The following is a 24,151-nucleotide window of genomic DNA, read 5'->3' on the forward strand; positions in this document are numbered from 1 at the left end:
GGGTCACATTCTCATGTGACCCCGGGCCCTCTCGCCGCACTGCTCGGTACGCCGCCCCGCTCGGGGACTCAGGCGCTCAGTTGATTCAGGCGGACTTGCGCTTGCTGCCGCTGTTGTCGTCGCGGGGGTGCACCGCGAGGTTCATGGTGCCGGAGCGCAGTACGGCGAGCCGCTCGGCGAGGACTTCCTCGAGCTCCTCGCGGGTACGCCGCTCCATCAGCATGTCCCAGTGCGTGCGCGCGGGCTTGCCCTTTTTCTCCTCCGGACCCTCGCCGTCCACCAGGAGCGCCTGTGCACCGCACACCTTGCACTCCCACTCGGATGGAATTTCGGCCTCTACCGAGAACGGCATCTCGAAACGATGGCCGTTCTGGCATGCGTACTCCACGGCCTGGCGCGGGGCCAGGTCGATGCCGCGGTCGGTCTCGTAGCTGGTCACCACGAGTCGCGTGCCGCGAAGAGCTCGCTCACTCATGAATTCGTGCCTCCCGGGCTGGTCGCCCACAGGACAGGTGTCGCTGTCGTCGTCATCCGGTCAACGTCCGGCCGCCGGTGAAGATTCCCGCAATCGGGAGATCGCCCACCGTCACGCACTTCCAACCGTGACCGGAAGGCTGCGCGCCGCTGCTCCTTCGTGCCGCCGCTTCGTTGATCTGCGGTACCCCCCGGTGACCGGTTTGTCACAACTGACAGAAGATGTCACCCACTGTTCGCATCTCTTCGGCGTGCAGTAACGGTCCATCCCGGTGGGCCAAAGGCGTACACTACCGGGCCAGCACCCGCAGGTCTAAATCCGTTCTGGTGCGACATTGCCCACGGCCGCTGCCGCACGCTGTACGGGTACCCGCAGCAGCAGCGCGAAACCGACCGCGAAGAAGATCACCAGCGACAGAATCGCATTCCGGTAGTCGCCCGTCAGCTGGTACGCCAGGCCGAACACCAGCGGCCCCAGCCAGCTGGTCCCGCGGTCGCTGATCTCGTACAGCGCGAAGTACTCCGCCTCCTTGCCGGCCGGCACCAGATGCGAGAAGAGCGAGCGGGACAGCGCCTGGGTGCCGCCCAGCACCAGGCCGATGCCCACCGCCAGCGCGTAGAACCAGAAGGGGTTCTCGCGCGGCAGGAAGTACCCGGCGCCCACTGTCGCCGTCCACGCCACCAGAGAGCCGAGGATCGTCCGCTTGGCGCCGTAGCGGGCCGCGAGCCTGCCCAGCAGCAGGGCGCCCACCACGGCCAGGATCTGCACCAGCAGGATCGCCCCGATCAGCGTCGTCTGGTCCAGGCCCAGCCCTTCGGAGCCGAAGACCGACGCCTGGGTGATCACAGTCTGGATGCCGTCGTTGTAGAGCAGGTACGCCAGCAGGAACAGCAGCGTGAGCGGATAGCGGCGCAACTGGCGCAACGTTCCCGCCAGCTGGCGGAACCCTTGGCCGAACGCGGCCCGCCCGGTCCCGTCCGGGATGTGCGCCGCCGGACGCTCCCGCAGCCGCAGCAGCGGGACGACGGTGAAGACCGCCCACCACAGCCCTGCCGAGGCCAGACAGATGCGTACGGCTGTCGACTCGGTGACGCCCAGTGCGTCGTGCCCCAGGAACAGCCCCAGGTTCGCCACCAGCACCAGTGCGCCCGAGCCGTAGCCGAAGGCCCAGCCGCGTGAGGAGACCGCGTCGCGCTCCTCGGGCGGGGCAATCTGCGGCAGGAAGGCGTGGTAGAGCACGATGGAGACGGCGAAGCTGACGTTCGCCACCACCAGCAGCACACCGCCCAGCAGATAGCGGTCGCCGTCCAGGAAGAACATCCCTGTCGTCGCCCCGGCCCCCAGGTAGGCGGCGGTGCCCAGCAGCGGCTTCTTGCGTCCCGTACGGTCGGCGAACGCCGCGGCCAGCGGCATCACCAGCACCGACAGCAGCACGGAGGCCGAGACGGCGTACGGGAAGAACGAGCCGGCCCGCACCGGAACGCCCAGTGGGTGTACGTAGCCGTCCGCGTCGGCGGCGGCCTTGGTGACCTCGGTCAGATACGGGCCGAGGAAGACGGTGAGCACACTGGTGGAGAAGACGGAGTTCGCCCAGTCGTAGAAATACCAGCCGCGCTGCTCACGGCGGCGCTCCCGTATCCCCGCCAACTCTCCTGAATCAGCGCCCTCTTCCGGCGCCTGTGGTGCATCCGGCGCATCAGGTGCGGCCGTTCCCATCCCCGTTCCTCCCCGTTGGACTTCCCCTGCCGTCCGGCGCCGGCGGCCTCCCGTCAATCCCGGAACCCGAACGGTCTTCTCCCGGAACTCGAACGGTCTTCGAAACCGGTGCCGGGAGACTACAGCCCGGCTGCCGCGGCCCGGAAAGTCACGCGCAATCCGCTCTGCGGCCTGACATCCTGGCCCCGCCCCCGAGCCGCAGGAAAGCAAGGAGCCGACGCACCGTGCCCGCAGCACACGATCAACCCGCCGGTCACGGCGCGGAGTTGGCCGAGCGCTACGCCGGCGTCGGCGGACTGCGCCTCGCCTACCTTGACTCCGGAGGGCCGGGGCCCGTTCTGCTCGCCCTGCACGGCCACTTCGGGCGGGGCCGGATCTGGGCGCCGCTGGCCGGCGCGCTGGCGGGCCGCTACCGCGTCATCGCGCCCGACCAGCGTGCGCACGGGCGCTCCGACCGCGCGGCGGAGTTCTCGCCCGAGGCGTACGCGCACGACGCCGTGGCCCTGCTGGACGCGCTCGGCATCGAAACCGCCGCCGTACTGGGCCACTCCATGGGCGGTGCCGTCGCCTTCGTGCTGGCGGCGCGGTCACCGGCGCGGGTCGGTGCGCTGATCGTCGCCGATATGACCGTGCTCAACCAGGAGCCCGAGGCGCATCCGGTGCTCGACTGCTCGTCCTGGCCGCGCCGCGCCCCCACCAGGGAGGCGCTCGGCGCCGCGATCGAGGCGCACGGCATACCGGACGCGGGCTACTTCCTGCAGAGCGCGGCGCAGTTCGAGGACGGCTGGGGCCTGCTGTTCGACACCGGTGACATGCTGGCGTCGCAGCACGCCTTCGCGGGCGACCTGAGCGCCCACTGGCGCGCCTCCGGCGGGCCCGCGCTGCTGCTGCGCGCCGAGCACAGCTTCATGCTCTCGGCGCACCTGGCGCAGCGGATGGTGGCCGAGCGCCCGAACACCGAACTGGTCACCTTCCCCGGCTGCGGACACTGGCTGTACGAGGACGACCCGGACGGCTTCGCCCGTGCTGTCGGCGGCTTCCTGGACCGGACGCTCGGCTGAAGCGCGGCCTCCGGGCGCGTTACTCCGGGGGCCAGGCGCCGTGCGCGGCGAACACGTCGCGCAGCATCTCCAGCCGGTCGGTCATGATGCCGTCCACGCCCAGCTCCAGCAGCGCGGCGGCGCGATCCGGGTCGTTCACCGTCCACACGTGCACCCGCAGCCCCCGAGCGTGTGCGGCAGCTATGAAGGCGCGGTCCACCACGCGGAGCCTGCCGTGCCGTTCGGGTACCTGTGCGCACCCCGCTCCCGCGGGCAGCCGCCACGGCAGCCGGTAGGAGCGCATCCGCAGGGCGAGCACCCCGCCGGTGCCCAGCGAGGTCAGCAGCCGGGGGCCGGCCAGGGCGCGCGCCCTGGCCACCCGCGCCTCGGCGAAGGAGCCCACGCACACCCGGTCCCAGGCCGATTCGCGCTCCAGCAGTTCCAGCAGCGGGACGAGCGCGCTCTCGGTCTTCACGTCGATGTTCCAGCGCACGCCCGGAAAGGCACGCAGCAGGTCGGCGAAGAGCGGTACAGGCTCGCGGCCGCCGACGCGCGCCCGGCTCACCTCGGCCCAGCTGAGCGCGGCGATGGGGCCGCTGCCGTCGGTTGTGCGGTCCAAAGTGGCGTCGTGGAAGGCCACCAGCGCGCCGTCCGCCGTGGTGTGCACGTCGGTCTCCAGATACCGGTAACCGAGTCCGACGGCGCGGGCGAAGGCCGCATGGGTGTTCTCCAGCCCCGAGGCCGTGCCGCCCCGGTGCGCGAAGGCCAGCGGCACGGTGGAGGCCAGGAACGGATGGCCGGCGGTGGGGGAGGGGCGGCCCTGGGGCGTGCGTACGTTCGTCACTGCGGCAGTATCGCTGCCCCGTGCACCGGTTCACCCTCGCGGTCGCGTGGCCCCGGATCGCCGGGCCGTGCCGCAGGATCGCCGGGCCGCCGGGCCGCAGGGGCCGGGTGGCCGGATCGCAGGGCCGCCGGGTGGCTGTATCGCCGCAAGGGCCACCGCACAGCCCATCCGGTCACCGCCTCGCCCCCGGGTCACTGCCGCAGTGTCGTGTTCCCCGTCCGGCCGTCGCCCCGCGCCACCACACGTGAGCCCTCGCCCGCCTCGGTGCTGCCCGGCAGTGCGAAGAGGCGGAGGAAGAACTGGGCGAGGGGGCCGATGGCCAGCGCGTACAGCACGGTGCCGACACCGGCCGAGCCGCCCAGCAGGATGCCGGTGATCAGGACGACGACCTCGATCCCCGTCCGCACCAGCCGGATCGAACGGCCCGTGACCCGGTGCAGCCCGGTCATCAGCCCGTCGCGGGGGCCGGGGCCGAAGCGGGCCGAGATGTAGAGCCCCGTCGCCGCGCCGTTCAGCAGCACCCCGCCGAGCAGCAGCGGTACGCGGTAGGCCAGCGAGTCCACCGGGGGCAGCAGCCACAGCGTCGCGTCCATGGACAGGCCCACCAGGAAGACGTTGGAGACGGTGCCCAGGCCGGGACGCTCGCGCATCGGCCACCACAGCAGCAGCACCACGGCACCGACGATGATCGAAACCGTGCCGATGGACAGCCCGGTGTGCTCGGAGACTCCCTGGTGGAAGACGTCCCAGGGGTCCAGCCCCAGCCCCGCACGCACCATCAGCGCCGCGCTCGCTCCGTACAGCAGCAGTCCTACGTACAGCTGGGCGAGCCGCCGGACGAGATGCCTGCCAGAACCCCTCGATATGGACAACGACCTACCCCTTCTCGTGCCAATGGACTGTCTCGTGGCACCCTGTGGCATGGAAGCAGGCCATTTCAACGGCCAATCCAGGAGAGGTGGACCGGATCATGGCGCACTGGAACTCCGCCGTGGGGGCCGCTCAGCTCGCGCGGCTCCTCGGCTCGCAGCACAGCGTGCGGCGGCAGGGCGCGGGGACGGCACGGGAGAGCGCAACCGTGGCAGGCGTGGCAAGCGCGGTCGGCACTGCCGAAGCGCCGGTCAGCGGCGTGGGCGGCAACGGCACGGCGCAGGCCGCCAGGAAGGTGCCCGCGTATCGCTCACTGGCCGAGGGTCTGCGGCTGCTGGTACTGGAGGGCCGGATCCCCGTCGCGACCCGGCTGCCCGCCGAGCGGGAGCTGGCCGCTGCCCTGTCGGTGAGCCGCACCACGGTGGCCGCCGCCTTCGAGTCGCTGCGCTCCGACGGATTCCTGGAGTCCCGCCGCGGCTCCGGCAGCTGGACCACCGTACCGGCGGGCCAGCCGCTGCCCAGCCGTGGCATCCTCCCCCTCCCGCCCGAGAACGAGGGCACCGTCATCGATCTGGGCTGCGCCGCGCTGCCCGCTCAGCCGCTGTTGAACGAGGCGTTCCAGAGCGCGCTGGCAGCCCTCCCGCCCTACGCGCACACCCACGGCGACTACCCGGCGGGCCTGCCCGTGCTCCGGGAGGCGCTCGCCGACCGCTACACCGCGCTCGGCGTCCCCACCATGCCGCAGCAGATCATGGTCACCACCGGTGCGCTGGGCGGCGTCGGTGCCCTGGCGCGGATGCTGGTGCCGCGCGGCGAGCGGATCGCCGTCGAACACCCCTCCTACGCGAACGTCCTGCAGCTGCTGCGCGAGACGGGCGGCCGGCTCGTTCCCGTCCCGATGGCGGACCACCTCGCCGGCTGGGACCTGCCCGCCTGGCACCGCACCCTGCGCGAGTCCGCGCCCCGGCTCGGGTATGTCGTCGCCGACTTCCACAACCCGACCGGCGCGCTCGCCGACGCCGAGCAGCGCCGCGAACTGGTCGCGGCGGCGCGCGCCTCGGGGACGGTGCTGGTCGCCGACGAGACCATGGCCGATCTGCCGCTGGGCCCGCCCGGCGCCACCGGGACGCCGAGCACCGGCTCTCCGGGGCTGGAGATGCCGCCGCCGATGGCCTCCTTCGATCCGGGCGGTTCGGCCGTTATCACTGTCGGCTCGGTCAGCAAGTCGGTCTGGGCCGGGATGCGGATCGGCTGGATCAGGGCGGCGCCCGAGATCATCCGGAGCCTCACGGTGGCCCGCGCCCACGTCGACCTGGGCAGCCCTGTGCTCGAACAGCTCGCCGTCGCCGAGCTGTTCAACGGGAAGGGCTGGGAGCAGGCCGTCACCGAGCGCCGTGCCAGGGCGCGGGAGAACCGCGAGGCGCTCACGGCGGCGGTCCGCGACCACCTGCCCGACTGGGAGTTCGACGTCCCGCACGGCGGCCTCACCCTGTGGGTACGCACCGGAGGACTCTCCGGGTCCCGGATCGCGGAGGCCGGCGAACGGCTCGGCGTGCGGGTGCCCTCCGGGCCGCGGTTCGGGGTGGACGGTGCCTTCGAGGGGTTCGTACGGCTCCCGTTCACCATCGGCGAGCCGCTGGCACGGGAGGCGGCATCGCGGCTGGCGGCCGCGGCCGACCTGGTGCGGTCCGGGGCGCCCACCCCCTCCGACGTGCCGCGCTCCTACGTGGCCTGACCGGCGGGCGGCGCCGGAACCGGGACGTCCGCCGTTCCTGGGGACGGCGTGGGCGCGGGGGCGTGCGCGGGGGCGCGCACCGGCTCGGGCAGCAGCTCGCGGACGGCGCTCCGCTCGGCCTCGCCCGCCGTCTCGTCCAGCGGATCCGGGGTGGCGGGCACCTGCAGGCGCAGCACGGGTCCGTCGCCGAGCCGTGCGAAACCGCGGCCCGGGGGCACGCCGGGCGCCGGGCCGGTCTGCGGTGCCTCGCCCAGCACGGCGCCCGCCTGCTCGGGAGGGACGGCCCCCAGCACCACCCGGGCCCTGGTGTGTGCGAGCACCGCTTCCGCCAGTTCCCCGGCGCCGTCGAACTGCTCGGCCACCGCCACGGTCACCCCGGCGGCCCGGCCGTGCCGCAGCGGGAACCGCAGCAGTTCCTGCGGATCGGCGCAGCCCTCGGCCCGCGCGAGACAGCTGAGCGCTGCGGGCCGGTCCACCAGTACCCACAGCGGCCGGCGTACGTCGTCCGGGAGGCCCTCGCCGCGCTGCCTGGCCCGGCTCGCCTCCAGCAGCCGTCGCTCCGTCTCCCGCGCCGCCCACTCCAGTGCGGCCAGCGCGCCCGGCAGCGTCGACTCCACGCCGAGCACCCCGCATCGGGCGGCGAAGGACGCGAACTCGCCGCCTCCGTCGCCGTCCACGATCAGCACCTCGCCGTGGCACAGCGCCTGGAGGGCGAGCGAGCGCAGCAGCGAACTGGTGCCCGAGCCCGGAGTGCCGACGGCCAGCAGATGGTGCTCGGTGGAGCGGGACCCGGTACGCCACATCACCGGCGGTACATCGCGCGACGCTGCCTCACCGGTGAAGCGGACGGGCACCGTGCGGTGGACCTCGCAGCCGTCCGTGAAGCCGAGCAGTGTCTCTCCGGGCCCGGTCAGGAAGGGCTGGGCGTGGATGCCGGTGGGCAGCGGCTCCAGCGCCGTCATCTCCAGCAGATTGCACTCCTCGTCCCAGCAGAACCGGTACTCGCGCCCGCGGCCGGTCTTGGCGGCCAGCAGCTGCTCGACCCGCAGCCGCTCGGCGAGTTCGCCGTCGCGGAAGGAGGCCGGATAGCGCAGCAGCAGCTCGCTGATCCGCCCGTCCCGGAAGCCGAACTCCTCGAAGGCGCGTTCCCACCGGCCGTCGTACGCGTACAGCGGCTCGGGGCGCGGGTCGCCGTCCAGCGCGAAGCACGGCACCAGCGCCTCGTAGAGCGCTTGCAGGCGCGCCCGTTCCACTTCCGTCGGGCCCGTCCGCAGGGCGAGCCGCCCGGCCGTGTGCTGCCTCCCGTACCAGGCGGTGACGCCCAGTGTGCCGAGCACCGCGAGGGGCGGGCCGTAGGGCAGCAGCCACAGCAGCACCCCGCAGGCTCCGACGGCGAACAGCGTGGGACCCCGCCGTTCCCTGGGCGTACGCGTCCACCAGGCCATCCCCCTCCCGGCCAGACAGCGCGCACCCTTGCCGAGCACGAGCAGCGGATGCAGTACGTCGAGCAAGGTCTCGGTCCCGGCCCGCGCGGCTTTCCGCGCGTTCCACCGCGACGGCATCGGCCACCGCCCCACGCCCAGCTCCTCCCGGCCCGCTGACTGCTGACTGCTGCCCGGCCTGTCGGCCCGCTCGTTACCCGCGGGGCGCGGCTAGAGCTTGAGCCCGCCGAGCAGGCTCGCCAGGCTCTCGCCTCCCGCCTTGATGCTGGGTGCCATGGCGGTGCCCGCCAGGTAGAAGCCGAAGAGGGCGCACACCAGCGCGTGGGAGACCTTGAGGTTGTCCTTGCGGAAGAAGAGGAAGACGATCAAGCCCAGCAGTACGACGCCCGAGATCGAGAGAATCACCAGTCACTCCTGATGTAGGGGACGGTCACCATGAGTTTCACCAGCTTCACAGATCGGACGGATCGTATGAAACTGGCATCTGGGTGATTCCTCGGCTAACGCCCCTGAACGGGTCGTGTCGCTGTCGCGCTCCGGGTGGAAGCCCCACCTCGAACCGCCGCAGGCAGCCCGCCGCCGAGGAAAGGCCCGCTCATGAACGCCAAGGACCCCATGACCGTTGCCGCGGACGCGGTGCTGGCCGGGCTTGCGGGCATCCGCGACAGCCTCGAATCCCTCTACAAGGACCTCCACCAGCACCCCGAACTCGGCTTCCAGGAGCGGCGCACCGCAGGCCATGTCGCCCAGGCACTCAACGAGTGGGACTACGAGGTGACAGAGGAGGTCGGCGGGACGGGGGTCGTCGGCGTGCTGCACAACGGTGACGGGCCCACCGTGCTGCTCCGCGCCGACATGGACGCGCTGCCCGTACGCGAGGAGACCGAGCTGCCCTACGCGTCGGCCGAGACCGGCACCGACGCGGACGGTGTCGAGCACCCGGTGATGCACGCCTGCGGCCATGACGTCCATGTCACCTGTCTGTTGGGTGCCGCGCGGCTGATGGCGGCGGAGACCGACTCCTGGCGGGGCACCCTCGTCGTGCTGTTCCAGCCGAACGAGGAGAACGGCTCCGGCGCCCGTGCCATGGTCGACGACGGGCTCGCCCGGCGGATCCCGCGTCCGGACGTGGCGCTGGGTCAGCACGTGCTGCCGGCTCCCGCGGGAACGCTGCTGACCCGCTCGGGCGTCATGATGGCGGCCTCCGACAGCCTGCGGGTCACCTTCCACGGGCGCGGTGGGCACGGCTCCATGCCGGAACGGACCCTGGATCCGGTGGTGCTGGCCGCGGCGACCGTCGTACGGCTGCAGACGGTCGTGGCCCGGGAGACCGCGGCGACCACCCCCGCAGTGGTGACCGTCGGAGCGATCCACGCGGGCAGCAAGCCGAACATCATCCCTGACACCGCCGAGATCCAGCTCAACATCCGCGCCTTCGACGAGGAGACCCGCTCCCGGGTGCTGGCCGCGGTCCGCCGGATCGTCGCAGCGGAGTGCGCCGCCTCCGGAGCCGACAGCGAACCGGAGTTCGAGACGCTCAGCGAGTTCGCGGTGACCGAGAACGATCCGGACGCCACCGACCGGGTCGCGGCCGCCTTCGCCGCCTACTTCGGCCAGGACCAGGCGCGCACCACGCAACCCGTCCCGGCCAGCGAGGACTTCGGCGAGCTGCCCGTCGGGCTCGGCTGTCCCAGCACCTACTGGGGCCTGGGCGGCACCGATCCGGACACCTACCGGAAGGCCGAGCGGGCCGGCACCGTGCACCGGGACATCCCCGGCAACCACAGTCCGCGCTTCGCCCCGGTGCTCCAGCCCACCCTGGACACCGGTGTACGCGCCCTGGTCACCGCCTCGCTCGCCTGGCTGGCCCCGCGCCCGAAGGGTGAGTGACGGGGCGGACGCGACCCGGCCGGGTCCGGCCATTCCCTTGTTGTGAAACACGTTCTACCCTGGCGCCGCCAGCGGGCACACCGTCGTGGAGCGGAGGGGACCGTGTACCTCGAATACACCGCCGAACAGCAGGAGCTGCGCACGGAGTTGCGGGAGTACTTCGCCCGGCTCGTACCCGAGGACGCGCGCACCGGGTACGCCGAACCCGCGGCGCAGAAGCGGTTCTACCGCGAGACCATAAGGCAACTCGGCCGGGACGGATGGCTCGGTGTGGGATGGCCGCGCGAGTACGGCGGGCGCGGGATGAGCGCCGTCGAGCAGTTCATCTTCTTCGACGAGGCCGCGCAGGCGGGCGTGCCGCTGCCGCTGATGGCACTGAACACCGTCGGGCCCACCCTCATGCGCTTCGGGACGGCGGAGCAGAAGGAGTACTTCCTGCCCCGCATCCTCTCCGGCGAACTGGACTTCGCCATCGGCTACAGCGAGCCGGACGCGGGCACCGATCTGGCCTCCCTCGCCACCCGCGCCGTCCGCGAGGGAGACACCGAGACCGGCCACTACACCGTCAACGGGCAGAAGATCTGGACCACCAACGGGGACACCGCCGACTGGGTCTGGCTCGCGGTGCGCACCGACCCGGACGCCAAGCCGCACAAGGGCATCACGCTGCTGCTCGTACCGACCAGCGACCCCGGCTACTCGTGCACCCTCATCACCACCCTCGCCTCCCACGACACCACGGCCGGCTACTACGAGAACGTGCGCGTGCCCGCGACCCGCAGGGTCGGTGCGGAGAACGACGGCTGGCGGCTGATCACCACGCAGCTCAACCACGAACGGGTCACGCTCGCCGCGCACGGCACGATGGCCATCCGCGCCCTGGAGGACACCAGGAAATGGGCGCGGCAGACCAAGCTGTCCGACGGGCGGCGCGTCATCGACCTGGACTGGGTCCGCACCCGGCTGGCCCGCGCGTACGCCAGGCTGGACGCCATGAAGCTGCTCAACTGGCAGATGGTCGACGCCCTCGACAAGGGCACGCTGACCCCGCACGACGCCTCCGCGGTCAAGGTCTACGGCAGCGAGGCACGCCGCGACGCCTTCGCCTGGCTGATGGAGGTGGTCGGCGCCGCCGGCCCGCTCAAGGAGGGTTCGGCGGGCGCGGTGCTGAGCGGCGAGCTGGAGCGCGGTTACCGCAGCGCCGTCATCTTCACCTTCGGCGGCGGCAACAACGAGATCCAGCGCGAGATCATCTCCTGGCTCGGCCTGGGCATGCCGCGCGTACGGCGCTAGGACGGCACTCCGCGGCAGTGCCCTGCCAGGCTCGGTCGATCGGAGCGGGCCCTTGGCGCAGGGCGGCCTGCGGTCAGCCCAGTTGGAGCAGGTTCAGGCGGTAGTCCCGTACCTGGGGGAGATCTTGCTGCTTCATGGCGGCGATCATCTCCTGGTGACGGGGTGGCAGGGCGTCGTGCACCTCCGCCGGCATGGTGGTGAAGATGTGCGAGGCGAGCAGGCGGTTGCCCGGCCGCCACTCCTCCAGCAGCTTCGGGTCCGGGCAGTTCCAGCGGAGCCGGGCCGACACCTTGCTGAGGGCGTCGTGGCTGTCCTGGGTGTCGACCATGCCGGGGCCCGTGGTGTCGAGGGCGAGCAGTGCGCCGGGGAAGCGCTCCGCGAGCATGTCGAGAGCGCGCCGGACACCGTCCTCGGGCAGAAAGCCGAGCACTGCTTCCGCAGCGAGGAAGTAGGGGCCGCCCTGGGCCTGCGGGGCGGCCGTCCAGTCGGCGTCCAGCACCGAAGCGGCGAGCATGCGACGGCGCGCGGAGTCGGTCACGAAGGTGCGGCGCAGCTCGATGACGTCGGGCAGGTCGAGTTCGAACCAGTGGGCGCGCCCGTTGTCGACGCGCTCGTAGCGGGTGTTGAGTCCGGCACCGATCTCCACGATCGTCCCGCCGGGGTGCTCGGCCAGGAAGGCGCGTACCCAGTGGTCGAAGAGGTTCGTCCGCAGCACGGCGCCGGTCAGACTCGGCCCGCCGTCGAAGCGTGAGAAGTCGTAGTCGATCGCCTCCACCATGGCCTCGGCGGCCGGGTCGCGCAGCACCGCTTCGCCCTCGGGCTTACGGCTCTCCACGGCGCGGCCGTAGAGGGGTATCAGCAGCGTCTCTTGGGTGGCGCCCAGATGTACGGCTTGTCGGGTCATGGCTCCGGCGTCCTCTCTGTGGGTGGCGAGGGGCTGGTGGAAGCCTAAGCTTTATTGATTGTCGTTTTCATTAGTTCGGCCGATCGAGAGTCCGGCCGACTAGGAGAGAGAGCCGGGCGCTCCTCCTTCGCTTGCGGATCGGCGCCCGTCAGGGGAAGCGGGACCAGGAGCGGCCGCCGTCGTGGGAGAGCCACAGGCCCTCGCCTTCGACGAGGTTGTAGCTGTTTGCGGCGTCGACGATGCCGTACAGCGTGTTGCCCCGCGCGAAGATCCGATGGAGGTGCGGAGTTGGCCGGGTGACTTTGTGGAACGAGCGGTTCTCAGGGCTGTCCGCGAGCAGTGGCGGGGTGGTGGTTTTGCGGTTGCTGTACGTCGGGCCGTCTTCGTCGTACGGGACGAGAAGAACTCGGCCGTCGCCGAGAACCTGGACGTCGACCTCTTTGCCCGGCGTCGCGAGGGTGCCCAGCGGTGCTCGGGCCGAGTTGCGCAGGGTCCGCCAGCTCTTGCCGTTGTCCACCGACAGGAAAAGGCCCGCGAACCTCCTCTTGTCCTCGCCGGTCACTTCCCTCCCGAGCCGCTTCTCCAACACGACGGCCACGGTGCCGCCGCGGGCATCCAGGTCCCCTCCCCGGAGCTCTCCCGGGAGGCTTCGGGTTTCCCGGTGGCCGTGCCCCCGGCGGGTCACCCATGACAACCGGGTATCCGGGGCCGTCGTCTGCGGATACCCCCAGATGGTGCCCTGGCCGTCCATCTCGGATGCGGAGAAGTCCGGTTCAGCGATCCGGCGTATGCCCTTGGCGGGCGCCAGGGTGAGGTTCGAGCGGCGGAACAGCATGACCTGGTCCGGCCGGTCGAGCAGCACATCACCACGCCGGTGTTCGAGGGGCTTCTTCGACCGTGTCAGGTGCCGTTTTCCTGCCGGCCCCAGGAAGAACGGGCCCGCGAAATCGTCGCTCTCGTGGAGAAAGCCGCCCTCCACGGTGATGAACGAACTGCTGCCGTCGCAGCTGCCCGGTGCCTCCCATTGGTCCGTGTGGTAGGCCGCCTCGGCCCGGACCTTCCCCTTGCGGTCGTACAGGCGCCATGCGCCGGCGGCGTAGCCTTCGTCGTCGTCCACTTCGGTGACGCAGTAACTGAGCAGTGTCGAGCCGTCCTTGCCACGGTTGACGTCCATCGGTGCCCCGGCGACATCGATGACGTCCTGGGCACTCGGCGTCTTGTCGTCGAGGACCTGCCGGTGTCTCTTCTGCCGGTCGGCGTCGCTCTCGGGCCAGGGCACCAGGGCCTGGATGGCCGGGGCCACGGCCACGAGGGCGCCGAGCACGATCGCGACGGCGAGGAGCCTCCGGCGGAGACCATTCATCTGCGGGACCACCCTGGGAACGGCTGCGGGACGGACGGCCGATGGTCACATCGGCCGGCTGTCTCCGGCAGCCCGTGTGACACGAGTGTGACTGCGGGGCGTCCGCTTCGGAACCCGAGGGCGTCACACATCGGGGTGGTCGGGCACGGGCGAGGTCGCGACGGCGTCGTCGAGAATCCGTTCCCGCGCCGACACGACCATCTTGTTGACCTCGGTGGCCAGCCGGAGGATCTCGCCGGGCCCCTCCGTCTCGAAAGCCCGCTCCGCGGACTCGTCGAGAAAGGTGATCGCCTTCCCCATCAGCCGGTGCGCTTCGGGCGTCGTGGGAAGGGCATCAGCCTTGATCAGGTTGAGCATTGTCTCCAGCGCCTCCGCCAAGTTGCGGAGGGCCTGATGCAGTTCGGTCTCGTCGGTCTCGTCGGTCGCATCGGACTCAGCAGGGCTCATGCGGCCAACCATCCAGGACCGCGCACGCACCCGCCACGACACCGGCCACCGCACGAGCGCCCCACCGCCCTCGTCAGCCGGCCCCGACGCGGCCTGTCCGCCTTCCGCAATCCCACCCGAACGAGTGTGGACCGCGCTTGTCCGGGTTCGGAGAGCGTCAGCCACCGCAGGCCCAGCGCATCCGGGCCGCCCACTTCCGGCCTCGGTACCCCCGCACCGGAACACAGACCCGCAGAAATCCCTACCCCCTCACCTGTAACACACTGAACCCGTCAAACGCGTACACCTCGGCACCAGTTGGCATACACATGAGGGAAAGAGGCAGCCATACTGGGCAGACAGGGGAGGGACGAAAGCGGCAACGACGGGGGCGAGAAGCAGGGATGGCGCAGAGCACCCTGATCCATGGCCGGTACCGGCTGCTCGATCTTGTGGGGCGCGGCGGCATGGGCGAAGTGTGGCGGGCCCGCGACGAGTCGCTGGGCAGGAGAGTGGCCGTCAAATGCCTCAAGCCACCGGCCCGGCGCGACGACGAGGCGCTGCTGCGGGCCCTGCGCGAACGCTTCCGGCGCGAGGCGCGCGTAGCCGCCTCGCTCCAGCACCGGGGCGTGACGGTGGTGCACGACTTCGGCGAGGACAAGGGGCTGCTCTACCTGGTCATGGAGCTGCTGGAGGGGCGCAACCTCAGCCAGCTGCTGGAGGAGAACAAGCGGCAGCCGCTCCCGGTGGCCGAGGTGGTGGACATCGGCGAACAGGTCGCGGCAGCACTGGCCTACACCCACCACCAAGGCGTGGTGCACCGCGATCTGAAACCCGCCAATGTGATGCGGACCGAGGACGGCGCCGTCAAGATCTGCGACTTCGGCATCGCGCGGCTGGCCCACGACATCGGCTTCACCGCCAAGCTCTCCGGAACCGGCGTCGCCATGGGCACCCCTCACTACATGTCGCCCGAGCAGATCGCCGGCTCGGCCGTCGACCACCGCAGCGACCTGTACTCCTTCGGGTGCGTTCTCTACGAGCTGGCCACCGGTGCGCCCCCGTTCGAGGGCGGCGACCCCTGGTCCGTGCTCGTCGGCCACCGCGACACCCCTCCCGTACCGCCGCGTACGCACCGTGCCGAGCTGCCGCCCCCGCTGGAGGCCGCCGTGCTGCGGCTGCTGGCCAAGGATCCGGACGAACGTCCAGCCGACGCCGCCGTGCTGGCGGACGAGTTCGCCGCGGCTCGGGCACAGCTGTCCGGCGCCGGTGCGGCACAGCGGGCCGGCGCGGCGGTGGGCCGGGGTGCCACCGCCGGGGCGGGCCTCGCGATGGGCCCGCACGCCGCGCCGCTGTGGATGCCGCCGTGGACGCACGGCATGGACGGCGGCCTGCCCGCGGGCGGCACCCTCGCACTGCGGACCCCGCCCGAGGGGCGCGCGGCAGGGCTGAGCGGTCTCACCGGGCGGTGGACCAGGGGTGCCGCCGCGGCCCCGGGCGAGCCGGCCGGGACTCCCGGGGAGCTGACCCATGTGGCTTCCCGGCACGCTCCGCCGCGTATACCGCACCAGTCGGCGCGGGCCATGCCGCCGGCCGACTCCGCAGGGCGCCCGGAGTCGCGGGAACGGCTCGGGGTCCTGGCGAGCCGGCACAACGCGGGGCTGCGGCTGGGCAGGCTCGGCCGCTGGCAGGAGGCGTACGAGGTGCACCGCGCGGTCGCCGCCGAACGCGAACGGCTGCTCGGTCCGTACCATCCGGACACCCTCGCCAGCCGCTATGAGACAGGAGCGGCGCTGGCCCGGCTCGGGCGGCACGCGGAGGCGCTGGAGAGCTATCTGCGCACCGCAGCAGGGCGGACCACCGTACTGGGCCCCGACCACCCCGACACGCTCGCGGTCCGTCACGAACTCGGCCACGCGCTGGGGCGGCTCGGCCGCTGGGAGGAGGCGCTGGAGGTGCACCGGCAGGTGACCGCCGTCCGCGAACGCGCCCTGGGCTCCGCCGACCCCGCGACGGTGGCCAGCAGAAACGACGAGGCCCACTGCCTGGAGCGGCTGGGCCGCTCGGGGGAGGCCGCAGAGGTCTACCGCGAACTGTCCCGCGGGCGCTGAGAATCAGCCCCGGGAGTCCCGACGGAGCCGGCCTCGGCAGCCCGGCAGCCGGCCTCGCCGAATTACCTGACGCTGCATCAGAAAATGTCTTCCCTCCGCGGCGCCGCTGCGGCATCCTGCGGCGCATGCAGACGGAGCTGAGCAGACAGCTGGGAGCAGAGCACGCCATCTTCGGCTTCACGCCCTTCCCCGCCGTCGCCGCGGCGCTCACCCGCGCGGGCGGCTTCGGGGTGCTCGGCGCCGTGCGCTACGGCGCCGCCGACGACCTCAAACGCGACCTCGACTGGCTGGAGGCGCACACCGACGGACTGCCGTACGGCCTCGATGTGGTGATGCCCGCGAAGAAGGTCGAGGGGGTCACCGAGGACGAGATCGAAGCGATGATCCCCGAGGAGCACCGGCAGTACGTGCGCGACATCCTCGCCGAGTACGACGTACCCCAGCTCCCGGAGGGCGAGCGGAGCGGCTGGCGGATCACCGGCTGGATGGAGAGCGTGGCCCGCAGCCAGCTGGATGTGGCCTTCGACTATCCCGTCAAACTCCTCGCCAACGCCCTGGGTTCGCCGCCGCCCGATGTGGTCGAACGCGCCCACCAGCAGGGCATCCCGGTGGCAGCGCTCGCCGGGAGCCCCCGGCACGCGCGGCGGCACAAGGAGGCGGGCATCGACATCGTGGTGGCCCAGGGGTACGAGGCCGGCGGTCACACCGGGGAGATCGCCTCCATGGTGCTCACGCCCGAGGTGGTGCGCGCCGTAGACCCGCTGCCCGTGCTGTGCGCGGGCGGTATCGGCAGCGGCGAACAGCTCGCTGCCGCCCTGGCGTTGGGCGCGCAGGGTGCCTGGCTCGGCTCGGTGTGGCTGACCACGACCGAGGCCGACCTCGGCTCCCGCGCGCTGACCCGCAAACTGCTGGCGGCCGGGCCCGGCGACACGGTCCGCTCGCGCGCCCTCACCGGAAAGCCCGCGCGGCTGCTGCGTACCGCCTGGACGGACGCCTGGGAGGCGGGGGAGGGGCGGCCCGGCACCCTGCCGATGCCGTTGCAGGGGCTGCTGGTGGCGGAGGCCAACTCGCGGATCCAGCGGCACGAGGTGGAGCCGCTGCTGGGCACTCCCGTGGGGCAGATCGTCGGCTCCATGACCAGCGAACGGTCCGTGCAGGCTGTCGTCGACGACCTCACCCGCGGCTTCGACCGCGCCCTCGCCCGCCTCAACGCGATCGCGGAACGTAGCTGAGGGGCGGCGGTGCTGAAGGGCGGCGGCGCTGCGGCGCTTCCGCCGGACTCCACTCCACCGGCAAGTTCCTCCGGACTCCACTCCACCCGAAAGGAGAGCAAGGTGGACGCACCCAACGGCTTCTGGGCACAGGCCCAGCAGGATCCCGGGCGTACGGTCCTTGTCGCGCCGGACGGCGAGGAGTGGTCGGCGGCCAGGCTGCACGCGGAGTGCAACAAGCTCACGCACGCCCTCCGCGCCGCCGGCCTGACAGCGGGCGACGCGTTCGCGACAGTGCTGCCCAACGGCCCGGAGTTCATCGCCGCCTACCTCGCCGCCGCGCAGTCCGGCCTCTACCTGGTCCCGGTCAACCACCACCTGGTCGGCCCGGAGATCGCCTGGATACTCTCCGACTCCGGCGCGAAGATCCTCCTGGCCCACTCCCGCTTCGCGGACACCGCGCGGGCTGCCGCCGACGAGGCGGAGCTGCCACCGGCCCGGCGCTACTGCCTGGGGGAGATCGACGGCTTCCGCCCGTACGCGGAGTTGCTGCACGGCCAGTCGGGCGAGCCCCCGGCCGAGCGGGACCGCACCAGCGGCTGGGTCATGAACTACACGTCCGGCACCACCGGCCGCCCCCGCGGCATCCGGCGGCCCCTCACCGGCAGGCGTCCTGAGGAGATGCCACTCGGCGGCTTTCTCGGCATCTTCGGCATCCGGCCGTTCGACGACAACGTCCATCTGGTCTGTTCGCCGCTCTACCACACCGCCGTGCTCCAGTTCGCCGCCGCCGCGCTGCACATCGGGCACCAGCTGGTGGTGATGGACAAGTGGGACCCGGAGGAGATGCTGCGGCTGATCGACCTCCACCGCTGTACGCACACACATATGGTGCCGACGCAGTTCCACCGGCTGCTGGCGCTGCCCGCCACGACGCGGGCCCGCTACGACGTCTCCTCCATGCGGCACGCCATCCACGGCGCCGCGCCCTGCCCCGACCATGTGAAGCGGGCGATGATCGAGTGGTGGGGCAGCTGTGTGGAGGAGTACTACGCCGCGAGCGAGGGCGGGGGAGCGTTCGCGACGGCCGAGGACTGGCTGAAGAAGCCGGGCACGGTCGGCAAGGCGTGGCCGATCAGCGAGCTGGCCGTCTTCGACGACGACGGCAACCGGCTCGGCGCGGGTGAGCTGGGCACTGTCTACATGAAGATGAGCACCGGCGGTTTCTCGTACCACAAGGACGAGGGGAAAACCCGCAAGAACCGGATCGGGGACTTCTTCACCGTCGGTGACCTGGGGTATCTGGACGAGGACGGCTATCTCTTCCTGCGCGACCGGAAGATCGACATGATCATCTCCGGTGGGGTGAACATCTATCCCGCCGAGATAGAAGCCGCCCTGCTCACCCACCCGGCGGTGGCGGACGCCGCAGCCTTCGGTGTGCCGCACGACGACTGGGGCGAGGAGGTCAAGGCCGTTGTCGAGCCCGCCCCGGACCACCGCCCGGGGCCGGAACTGGCCGCGGAGATCCTGGCCCACTGTGCGGGCCGACTCGCGGGCTACAAATGCCCCAAAACGGTGGATTTCACCGAGGAAATGCCGCGTGACCCCAACGGCAAGCTCTACAAGCGCAGACTGCGGGCACCGTACTGGGAGGAACGGGAACGACCGCAGTGACGGGGGTCACCCGGTGAGACCGGACGGGCACGTCCGGGAGCTTTGCCCAAACCAGACCTGGTGGCCACTTTTCCCCCCCCTTCCTGGCGCGGTCATGATGATCAAGCGGCGTCGTGGGGGCCGCCCACGGCGGCGCCGTCATACGCACCAACGTCAGGAGGACCCCATGGCCGGGCTCTGGAGCGGCGAGGGCGTACTGCGCCGCAAACCCATCGAGCACATCGAAGAGACCGAGGGCGGCACCGGACCGCAGCTCTCCCGCACCCTCGGTCTGCGGCACCTGACCGCGATCGGCGTCGGCGGCATCATCGGGGCGGGGATCTTCAGCCTCGCGGGCACGGTCGCCAACGGCAAGGCAGGCCCCGCCGTGCTGATCTCGTTCCTCGTCGCCGGGCTGGCCAGCGCCTGCGCGGCGCTCTCCTACGCCGAGTTCGCCGGGCTCATCCCGAAGGCGGGCTCCGCCTACACCTACGGCTACGCCGTCCTCGGCGAGCTCGGCGGCTGGTTCATCGGCTGGGACCTGCTGCTGGAGTACACCGCCATCGTCGCGGTGGTGGCCATCGGCATCTCCGGCTACTTCTCCTTCCTGCTGGGCGAGACGGGCATCGAACTGCCCGCCTGGATGCTGGGCGCGCCCGGCACCGGGGACGGGCACCGCGTCGACCTGTTCGCGGCCGTGCTGTGTCTGCTGATCGCCTATCTGCTCACCCGGGGCATCAAGAACGCCGCGCGCTTCGAGCTGATCGTCGTCGGCCTCAAGGTCCTGGTCGTGCTGCTGGTGATCGGCGTCGGCGTCTTCCACGTCAAGACCGGCAACTGGCACCCGTTCTTCCCGTTCGGCATCTCGGGAGCCTTCACCGGTGCCGCCACGGTCTTCTTCGCCGTCTTCGGCTACGACGCGATGAGCACGGCGGCCGAGGAGTCCGTGGACGCCCAGAAGCACATGCCCAAGGCGATCATCTACTCCCTGGCCATCTCGATGGTCCTGTATGTGGCCGCCTCGCTGGTGCTGACCGGCATGCAGAACTACAAGGACATCGACCCCGACAGCGGGTTCTCCACCGCGTTCAAGTCCGTCGGGCTCGGCGGTATCGCCGATGTCATCGCTGTCGGCGCCATCATCGGCATCCTCACCGTGATGTTCACCTTCATGCTCGGCGTCACCCGGGTCTGGTTCTCGATGAGCCGGGACGGGCTGCTGCCCAAGTGGTTCGCCAAGACCGACCCCGTCCACCATGTGCCCGTCCGCGTCACCTGGATCGTGGGCGTCGTCTCCGCCGTCATCGCGGGGCTGCTGCCCATCCAGGAAGCGGCCGAGCTGACGAACATCGGCATCCTGCTGGCGTTCGTCGTGGTCTGCGTCGCGGTCATCGTCCTGCGCTACCGGCGGCCCGATCTGCCGCGCACCTTCAAGGTCCCCGGCATGCCGGTCACCCCGGCGCTCGGCGTCGTCTTCTCGATCTGGCTGACCACCTACCTCGCGTGGCAGACCTGGCTGCGCTTCGCCGTGTGGTTCGTCGTCGGCCTGGCCGTGTACTTCAGCTACTCCTACCGCAGCTCCGAGCTGGCCAGGCGGCCCGGCGACACCCTCCCGCCCTCCTTCGGGAAGCGGGACCCCTAGCGGGGTACGGTCCCCCGTATGAGCGAAAACGGAACGCAGACGGTTCGTACGGGCGGCATCCGGCTCAGCTATCGCTCCTGGGGCGCCGAGGAGGGAGTTCCCGTCGTCCTGCTGCACTGCCTCGGTGAGGACGGCGAGGACTGGCGCGGCCCCCTCATCTCGGCGCTCGCCGGCACGCATCCCGTATACGCCCTCGACCTGCGGGGCCACGGCGAGAGCGACTGGCCGGGCAGCTACGGCATGGACGACTTCGTCGCCGATCTGCGGGGATTCCTGGACGAACTCGGCATCGGCAAGGCGATCCTCGTCGGCCACTCCTTCGGCTCCGTCGTCGCCTACCTGTTCGCGCAGGAGCACCCGCAGCGGGTGGAGCGTCTGGTGCTGGAGGAGACGGGAGCCATGCGGCCGGTGCGTCCGCCGCAGGAGGTGCCGGAACCGCCGCCGGGCACCCCGCTCTTCGACTGGGAGGTCAAGGCCCAGTGGACCCGGCAGCGCAATGACCCCGACCCGCGGTGGTGGGACCGGCTCCAGGACATCACGGCCCCCACCCTGCTGGTCGGCGGCGGCGACCGCAGCCACCTCCCCCAGGAGGACCTGGAGCTGATGGCCGAGCGGATGCCCCAAGCGCGCGTCATCACCATCGACGGCGCGGGGCATCTGGTGCACGAGGCCCGCCCCATGGAGTTCACCAGGGCGGTCCTGGACTTCCTCACGGAGAGCTGAGGGCGCGAGGGGAGCCGGGGGAGGCGCGCTGCCTCACCCCGCCCTCTCGGCCAAGGTCCGGCGGGCCCAGCGGTAGTCGGCCTTGCCGCTGGGCGACCGCTGGATGTGCTCCGTCAGTACGACGGTGCGCGGCACCTTGTACCCCGCGAGCCGGGTGCGGGCGTGGTCCCGCACCCCCTCGGCGGTCAACGGCGGTGCCCCGTGGCGCGGTTGGACGACGGCAGCGACGCGGTGGCCCCACTTCTCGTCGGGGACGCCCGCGACGAGCGCGTCGTAGATGTCGGGGTGGGACTTGAGGGCTTCCTCGACCTCTTCAGGAAAGACCTTCTCGCCACCGGTGTTGATGCACTGCGAGCCCCGGCCCAGCACGGTGACGACGCCCTCCGCGTCCACGGTGGCCATGTCGCCGAGCAGCACCCAGCGGGCGCCGTCGGCCTCGAAGAACGTCTCGGCGCTCTTGGCCGGGTCGTTGTAGTAGCCGAGGGGTACGTGCCCGCGCAGCGCCAGGCGGCCGACCTCGCCGGGCGGCACCGGCCGGTGGGTGGCCGGATCGACCACGGCCGTACCGTCGTTGACGGTGATCCGGAAGCCCTTCGCCGGTCCTGAGTCGGCCGTCGCCGTGCCGTTGAACCCGGACTCCGAGGAGCCGAAGTTGTTGATGAGCGTGGCGTGCGGCACCAGTCCGGCGAACTGCTCCCGCACCGTCTCGGAGAGGACAGCGCCCGAGCTGGAGACCGCGAGCAGCGACGAGCAGTCGGTGCCGCGCAGCGGACCGGCGAGCGCGTCCACCAGCGGGCGCAGCATCGCGTCGCCCACCAGCGAGACCGCTGTGACCTTCTCGTGTTCGATGGTGCGCAGCACCTCCTCGGGCACGAACTTGCGGTGCAGCACCACCTTCTGGCCGTAGTTGAACCCGATGAAGAGGGTCAGCGTCGAGGTGCCGTGCATCAGCGGGGGAGTGGGGAAGAACACCAGCCCCGCACCGCCGGCCGCGACGCGCTCGGCCAGCTCCTCGGGCCGGGCGACGGGCTCACCGGTGGGAGCGCCGCCGCCGAGCCCGGAGAAGAACAGGTCCTCGGACCGCCACATCACTCCTTTGGGCATTCCGGTGGTGCCGCCGGTGTAGATCAGGAACAGATCGTCGGGCGAGCGCGGGCCGAAGTCGCGGTCCGACGGCTGGGCCGCCTCCGCCTCGGCGAACTCGGCGACGCCGACGGGGGCCACGGTGAGCGCGATGTCCGGCCCGTACTGCCTCTCCCGCGGCCGGCCGCCCACCCGCACGAGGTGGCGCAGCTTCGGGGCGAGCGGCGCCGCGGCAGCCACCCGCGCCGTGAACTCGCCGTCGAAGACGAGCGCGGTCAGATCGGCGTCCCGGTACAGATGGACCAGCTCGTCCGCCACATAGCGGTAGTTGACGTTCACGGGGACGGCACGGATCTTCAGGCAGGCGAGCAGGGCCTGTACGTACTCGACGCCGTTGTACAGATGCAGTCCGACATGGTCGCCCGGGCCGACGCCGGCGTAGGTGAGGTGGTGCGCGAAGCGGTTGGCCGCGCGGTCCAGCTCGGCGTAGGTCAGCCTGCGTTCGGCGCCGGTACCGGGGTGGTCCAGATGGACCAGTGCTTCGCGGTCAGGGACGGTGTCGACGATCGACTCGAACAGATCGGCAAGGTTGTACTCCACGGCGCGCTCCTCCATACCCGGCCCGGCGTGCTCGTTCGTGTACGTGCTCGTCCGCGTGCGCCCCCGTGGCTGTCGCGATGCGCCCCCGTGCGTGCCCCGCCCCCGTGCGTATCCCGCACTCGCGCGTCCCCCGCCCGTGCGTGCCCAGCAGCGGTGTCGTCCGGCGTCATCAGAGCACCGGCGCGCGAAGACGGGAAGGGCTTCCGCACCAGAAATATGACGCTGCGTCAGAAACCTCTTGAACTCCGCGCGGCATTACTGCAACCTGTTCCAGGTCCTGAGGCGGCCCGCAGACGGGAGGATCCGCGATGGGCGGCACCGAACATCTGACCGTGGAGCGCGTGGGTGCCACCCTCGTGCTCACCCTGAACCGTCCCGAAGCCAGGAACGCCCTCTCGCTGCCGCTGCTCGTCGGCCTGTACGACGGCTGGCTGGCGGCCGACGCGGACGACGCGATCCGCTCCGTCGTCCTCACCGGCGCGGGCGGCACCTTCTGCGCCGGCATGGACCTGAAGTCCCTCGCCGGTGACGGCATGACCGGCGAGCACTACCGCGAGCGGCTGCGCGAGGACCCGGACCTGCACTGGAAGGCGATGCTGCGGCACCATCGCCCGCGCAAGCCCGTCGTCGCGGCCGTCGAGGGCCACTGCGTGGCGGGCGGCACCGAGATGCTCCAGGGCACGGACATCCGCGTCGCAGGCCAGAGCGCCGTCTTCGGACTCTACGAAGTGCGCCGCGGACTGTTCCCCATCGGCGGCTCGACGGTACGGCTGCCGCGGCAGATCCCGCGTACGCACGCGCTGGAGATGCTGCTGACCGGGCGCCCGTACAGCGCCGAGGAGGCAGCACGCATCGGGCTGATCGGGCGCGTCGTACCCGACGGCACGGCGCTGGAGGCGGCCCTGGAGATCGCGGAACGCGTCAACGCCTGCGGCCCGTTGGCGGTCGAGGCGGTGAAGGCTTCCGTCTACGAGACGGCCGCCATGCCCGAACCTGACGCGCTGGCCGCGGAGTTGGAGCGCGGCTGGCCCGTCTTCGACACGGCGGACGCCAAGGAGGGCGCCCGTGCGTTCGCGGAGAAGCGAGAGCCCCGGTTCCGCCGCGCGTGAGAACGCCCGCCCGTCGCC

The 24,151-nt window shown here is 71.4% G+C and carries 20 protein-coding genes; 10 read left to right on the plus strand and 10 right to left on the minus strand.

Translation table 11 applies throughout. The features are described 5' to 3' along the window. Positions 1-85 precede the first annotated feature (85 nt). Both ITI46_RS04435 and ITI46_RS04440 read right to left on the minus strand, forming a co-directional pair. On the minus strand, positions 86-475 hold the full coding sequence (locus ITI46_RS04435; protein ID WP_209238044.1) for an RNA polymerase-binding protein RbpA: 390 nt from the start codon (positions 473-475) through the stop codon (positions 86-88). 312 nt (positions 476-787) lie between these two features. Further along, on the minus strand, positions 788-2,191 hold the full coding sequence (locus ITI46_RS04440; protein ID WP_247745469.1) for an MFS transporter: 1,404 nt from the start codon (positions 2,189-2,191) through the stop codon (positions 788-790). A 224-nt stretch (positions 2,192-2,415) separates the two neighbouring features. On the opposite strand from ITI46_RS04440, the gene ITI46_RS04445 reads away from it, so the two are divergent. Further along, on the plus strand, positions 2,416-3,252 hold the full coding sequence (locus ITI46_RS04445) for an alpha/beta fold hydrolase (protein WP_209238045.1): 837 nt from the start codon (positions 2,416-2,418) through the stop codon (positions 3,250-3,252). A gap of 19 nt (positions 3,253-3,271) precedes the next feature. On the opposite strand, the gene ITI46_RS04450 is transcribed toward ITI46_RS04445, so the two are convergent. Beyond that, positions 3,272-4,075, minus strand: a complete 804-nt coding sequence (locus ITI46_RS04450; RefSeq protein ID WP_209238046.1) for a glycerophosphodiester phosphodiesterase family protein — start codon at positions 4,073-4,075, stop codon at positions 3,272-3,274. 191 nt (positions 4,076-4,266) lie between these two features. Then, positions 4,267-4,947 carry a membrane protein YczE gene (yczE, locus tag ITI46_RS04455; RefSeq protein ID WP_247745470.1) on the minus strand — a complete coding sequence of 227 codons (681 nt, stop codon included), beginning with the start codon at positions 4,945-4,947 and terminating at the stop codon, positions 4,267-4,269. A 98-nt stretch (positions 4,948-5,045) separates the two neighbouring features. Between yczE and yczR the strand changes: the two genes are divergently transcribed. Then, positions 5,046-6,680 carry a MocR-like transcription factor YczR gene (yczR, locus tag ITI46_RS04460; RefSeq protein WP_209238086.1) on the plus strand — a complete coding sequence of 545 codons (1,635 nt, stop codon included), beginning with the start codon at positions 5,046-5,048 and terminating at the stop codon, positions 6,678-6,680. Here the strand turns inward: yczR and ITI46_RS04465 are convergent. Together ITI46_RS04465 and ITI46_RS04470 are read right to left on the minus strand one after the other, a co-directional pair. Beyond that, entirely contained in the window at positions 6,668-8,257 is a 1,590-nt protein-coding gene (locus tag ITI46_RS04465; protein ID WP_372451844.1) for a DnaA/Hda family protein, read from the minus strand. The genes yczR and ITI46_RS04465 overlap by 13 nt on opposite strands. Positions 8,258-8,332: 75 nt before the next feature. Further along, positions 8,333-8,527, minus strand: coding sequence for a hypothetical protein (locus tag ITI46_RS04470; protein ID WP_173868609.1), 195 nt, complete (start codon positions 8,525-8,527; stop codon positions 8,333-8,335). A 192-nt stretch (positions 8,528-8,719) separates the two neighbouring features. Between ITI46_RS04470 and ITI46_RS04475 the strand changes: the two genes are divergently transcribed. Next, positions 8,720-10,012, plus strand: a complete 1,293-nt coding sequence (locus ITI46_RS04475) for an amidohydrolase (RefSeq protein WP_247745471.1) — start codon at positions 8,720-8,722, stop codon at positions 10,010-10,012. A gap of 102 nt (positions 10,013-10,114) precedes the next feature. Then, a complete protein-coding gene (locus ITI46_RS04480; RefSeq protein WP_209238048.1) occupies positions 10,115-11,305 on the plus strand; it encodes an acyl-CoA dehydrogenase family protein in 1,191 nt (396 codons plus the stop codon). Positions 11,306-11,378: 73 nt separating this feature from the next. Here the strand turns inward: ITI46_RS04480 and ITI46_RS04485 are convergent, their stop codons facing one another. The 3 genes from ITI46_RS04485 to ITI46_RS04495 all read right to left on the minus strand — a co-directional run bounded on the left by ITI46_RS04485 (position 11,379) and on the right by ITI46_RS04495 (position 14,019). After that, positions 11,379-12,209: a class I SAM-dependent methyltransferase gene (locus ITI46_RS04485; RefSeq protein ID WP_209238049.1), complete on the minus strand. Its 831-nt coding sequence runs from the start codon at positions 12,207-12,209 to the stop codon at positions 11,379-11,381. A gap of 148 nt (positions 12,210-12,357) precedes the next feature. Beyond that, positions 12,358-13,572 carry a hypothetical protein gene (locus ITI46_RS04490; protein ID WP_209238050.1) on the minus strand — a complete coding sequence of 405 codons (1,215 nt, stop codon included), beginning with the start codon at positions 13,570-13,572 and terminating at the stop codon, positions 12,358-12,360. Positions 13,573-13,695: 123 nt separating this feature from the next. Next, positions 13,696-14,019, minus strand: a complete 324-nt coding sequence (locus ITI46_RS04495) for a hypothetical protein (RefSeq protein WP_209238051.1) — start codon at positions 14,017-14,019, stop codon at positions 13,696-13,698. A 383-nt stretch (positions 14,020-14,402) separates the two neighbouring features. Here ITI46_RS04495 and ITI46_RS04500 point away from each other — a divergent pair, with 383 nt between their 5' ends. The 5 genes from ITI46_RS04500 to ITI46_RS04520 all read left to right on the plus strand — a co-directional run bounded on the left by ITI46_RS04500 (position 14,403) and on the right by ITI46_RS04520 (position 21,341). Next, positions 14,403-16,109 carry a serine/threonine-protein kinase gene (locus ITI46_RS04500; protein ID WP_209238052.1) on the plus strand — a complete coding sequence of 569 codons (1,707 nt, stop codon included), beginning with the start codon at positions 14,403-14,405 and terminating at the stop codon, positions 16,107-16,109. Between the two features lie 125 nt (positions 16,110-16,234). Next, positions 16,235-17,341, plus strand: coding sequence for an NAD(P)H-dependent flavin oxidoreductase (locus ITI46_RS04505; protein ID WP_209238053.1), 1,107 nt, complete (start codon positions 16,235-16,237; stop codon positions 17,339-17,341). A 102-nt stretch (positions 17,342-17,443) separates the two neighbouring features. After that, a complete protein-coding gene (locus ITI46_RS04510) occupies positions 17,444-18,997 on the plus strand; it encodes an acyl-CoA synthetase (protein WP_209238054.1) in 1,554 nt (517 codons plus the stop codon). A gap of 166 nt (positions 18,998-19,163) precedes the next feature. Continuing rightward, complete coding sequence (locus tag ITI46_RS04515; protein WP_209238055.1) at positions 19,164-20,618, plus strand: amino acid permease; 1,455 nt, start codon at positions 19,164-19,166, stop codon at positions 20,616-20,618. A gap of 18 nt (positions 20,619-20,636) precedes the next feature. Next, entirely contained in the window at positions 20,637-21,341 is a 705-nt protein-coding gene (locus ITI46_RS04520; RefSeq protein ID WP_209238056.1) for an alpha/beta fold hydrolase, read from the plus strand. A gap of 33 nt (positions 21,342-21,374) precedes the next feature. Here ITI46_RS04520 and ITI46_RS04525 read toward each other — a convergent pair whose 3' ends face one another. Then, positions 21,375-23,024 carry an acyl-CoA synthetase gene (locus tag ITI46_RS04525; protein WP_209238057.1) on the minus strand — a complete coding sequence of 550 codons (1,650 nt, stop codon included), beginning with the start codon at positions 23,022-23,024 and terminating at the stop codon, positions 21,375-21,377. A 308-nt stretch (positions 23,025-23,332) separates the two neighbouring features. Here ITI46_RS04525 and ITI46_RS04530 point away from each other — a divergent pair, with 308 nt between their 5' ends. Beyond that, positions 23,333-24,133: a crotonase/enoyl-CoA hydratase family protein gene (locus ITI46_RS04530; protein ID WP_209238058.1), complete on the plus strand. Its 801-nt coding sequence runs from the start codon at positions 23,333-23,335 to the stop codon at positions 24,131-24,133. The last annotated feature ends 18 nt before the right edge of the window (positions 24,134-24,151 follow it).

Source organism: Streptomyces oryzae (assembly GCF_017676365.1).
Taxonomy (GTDB): Bacteria; Actinomycetota; Actinomycetes; order Streptomycetales; family Streptomycetaceae; genus Streptomyces; species Streptomyces oryzae.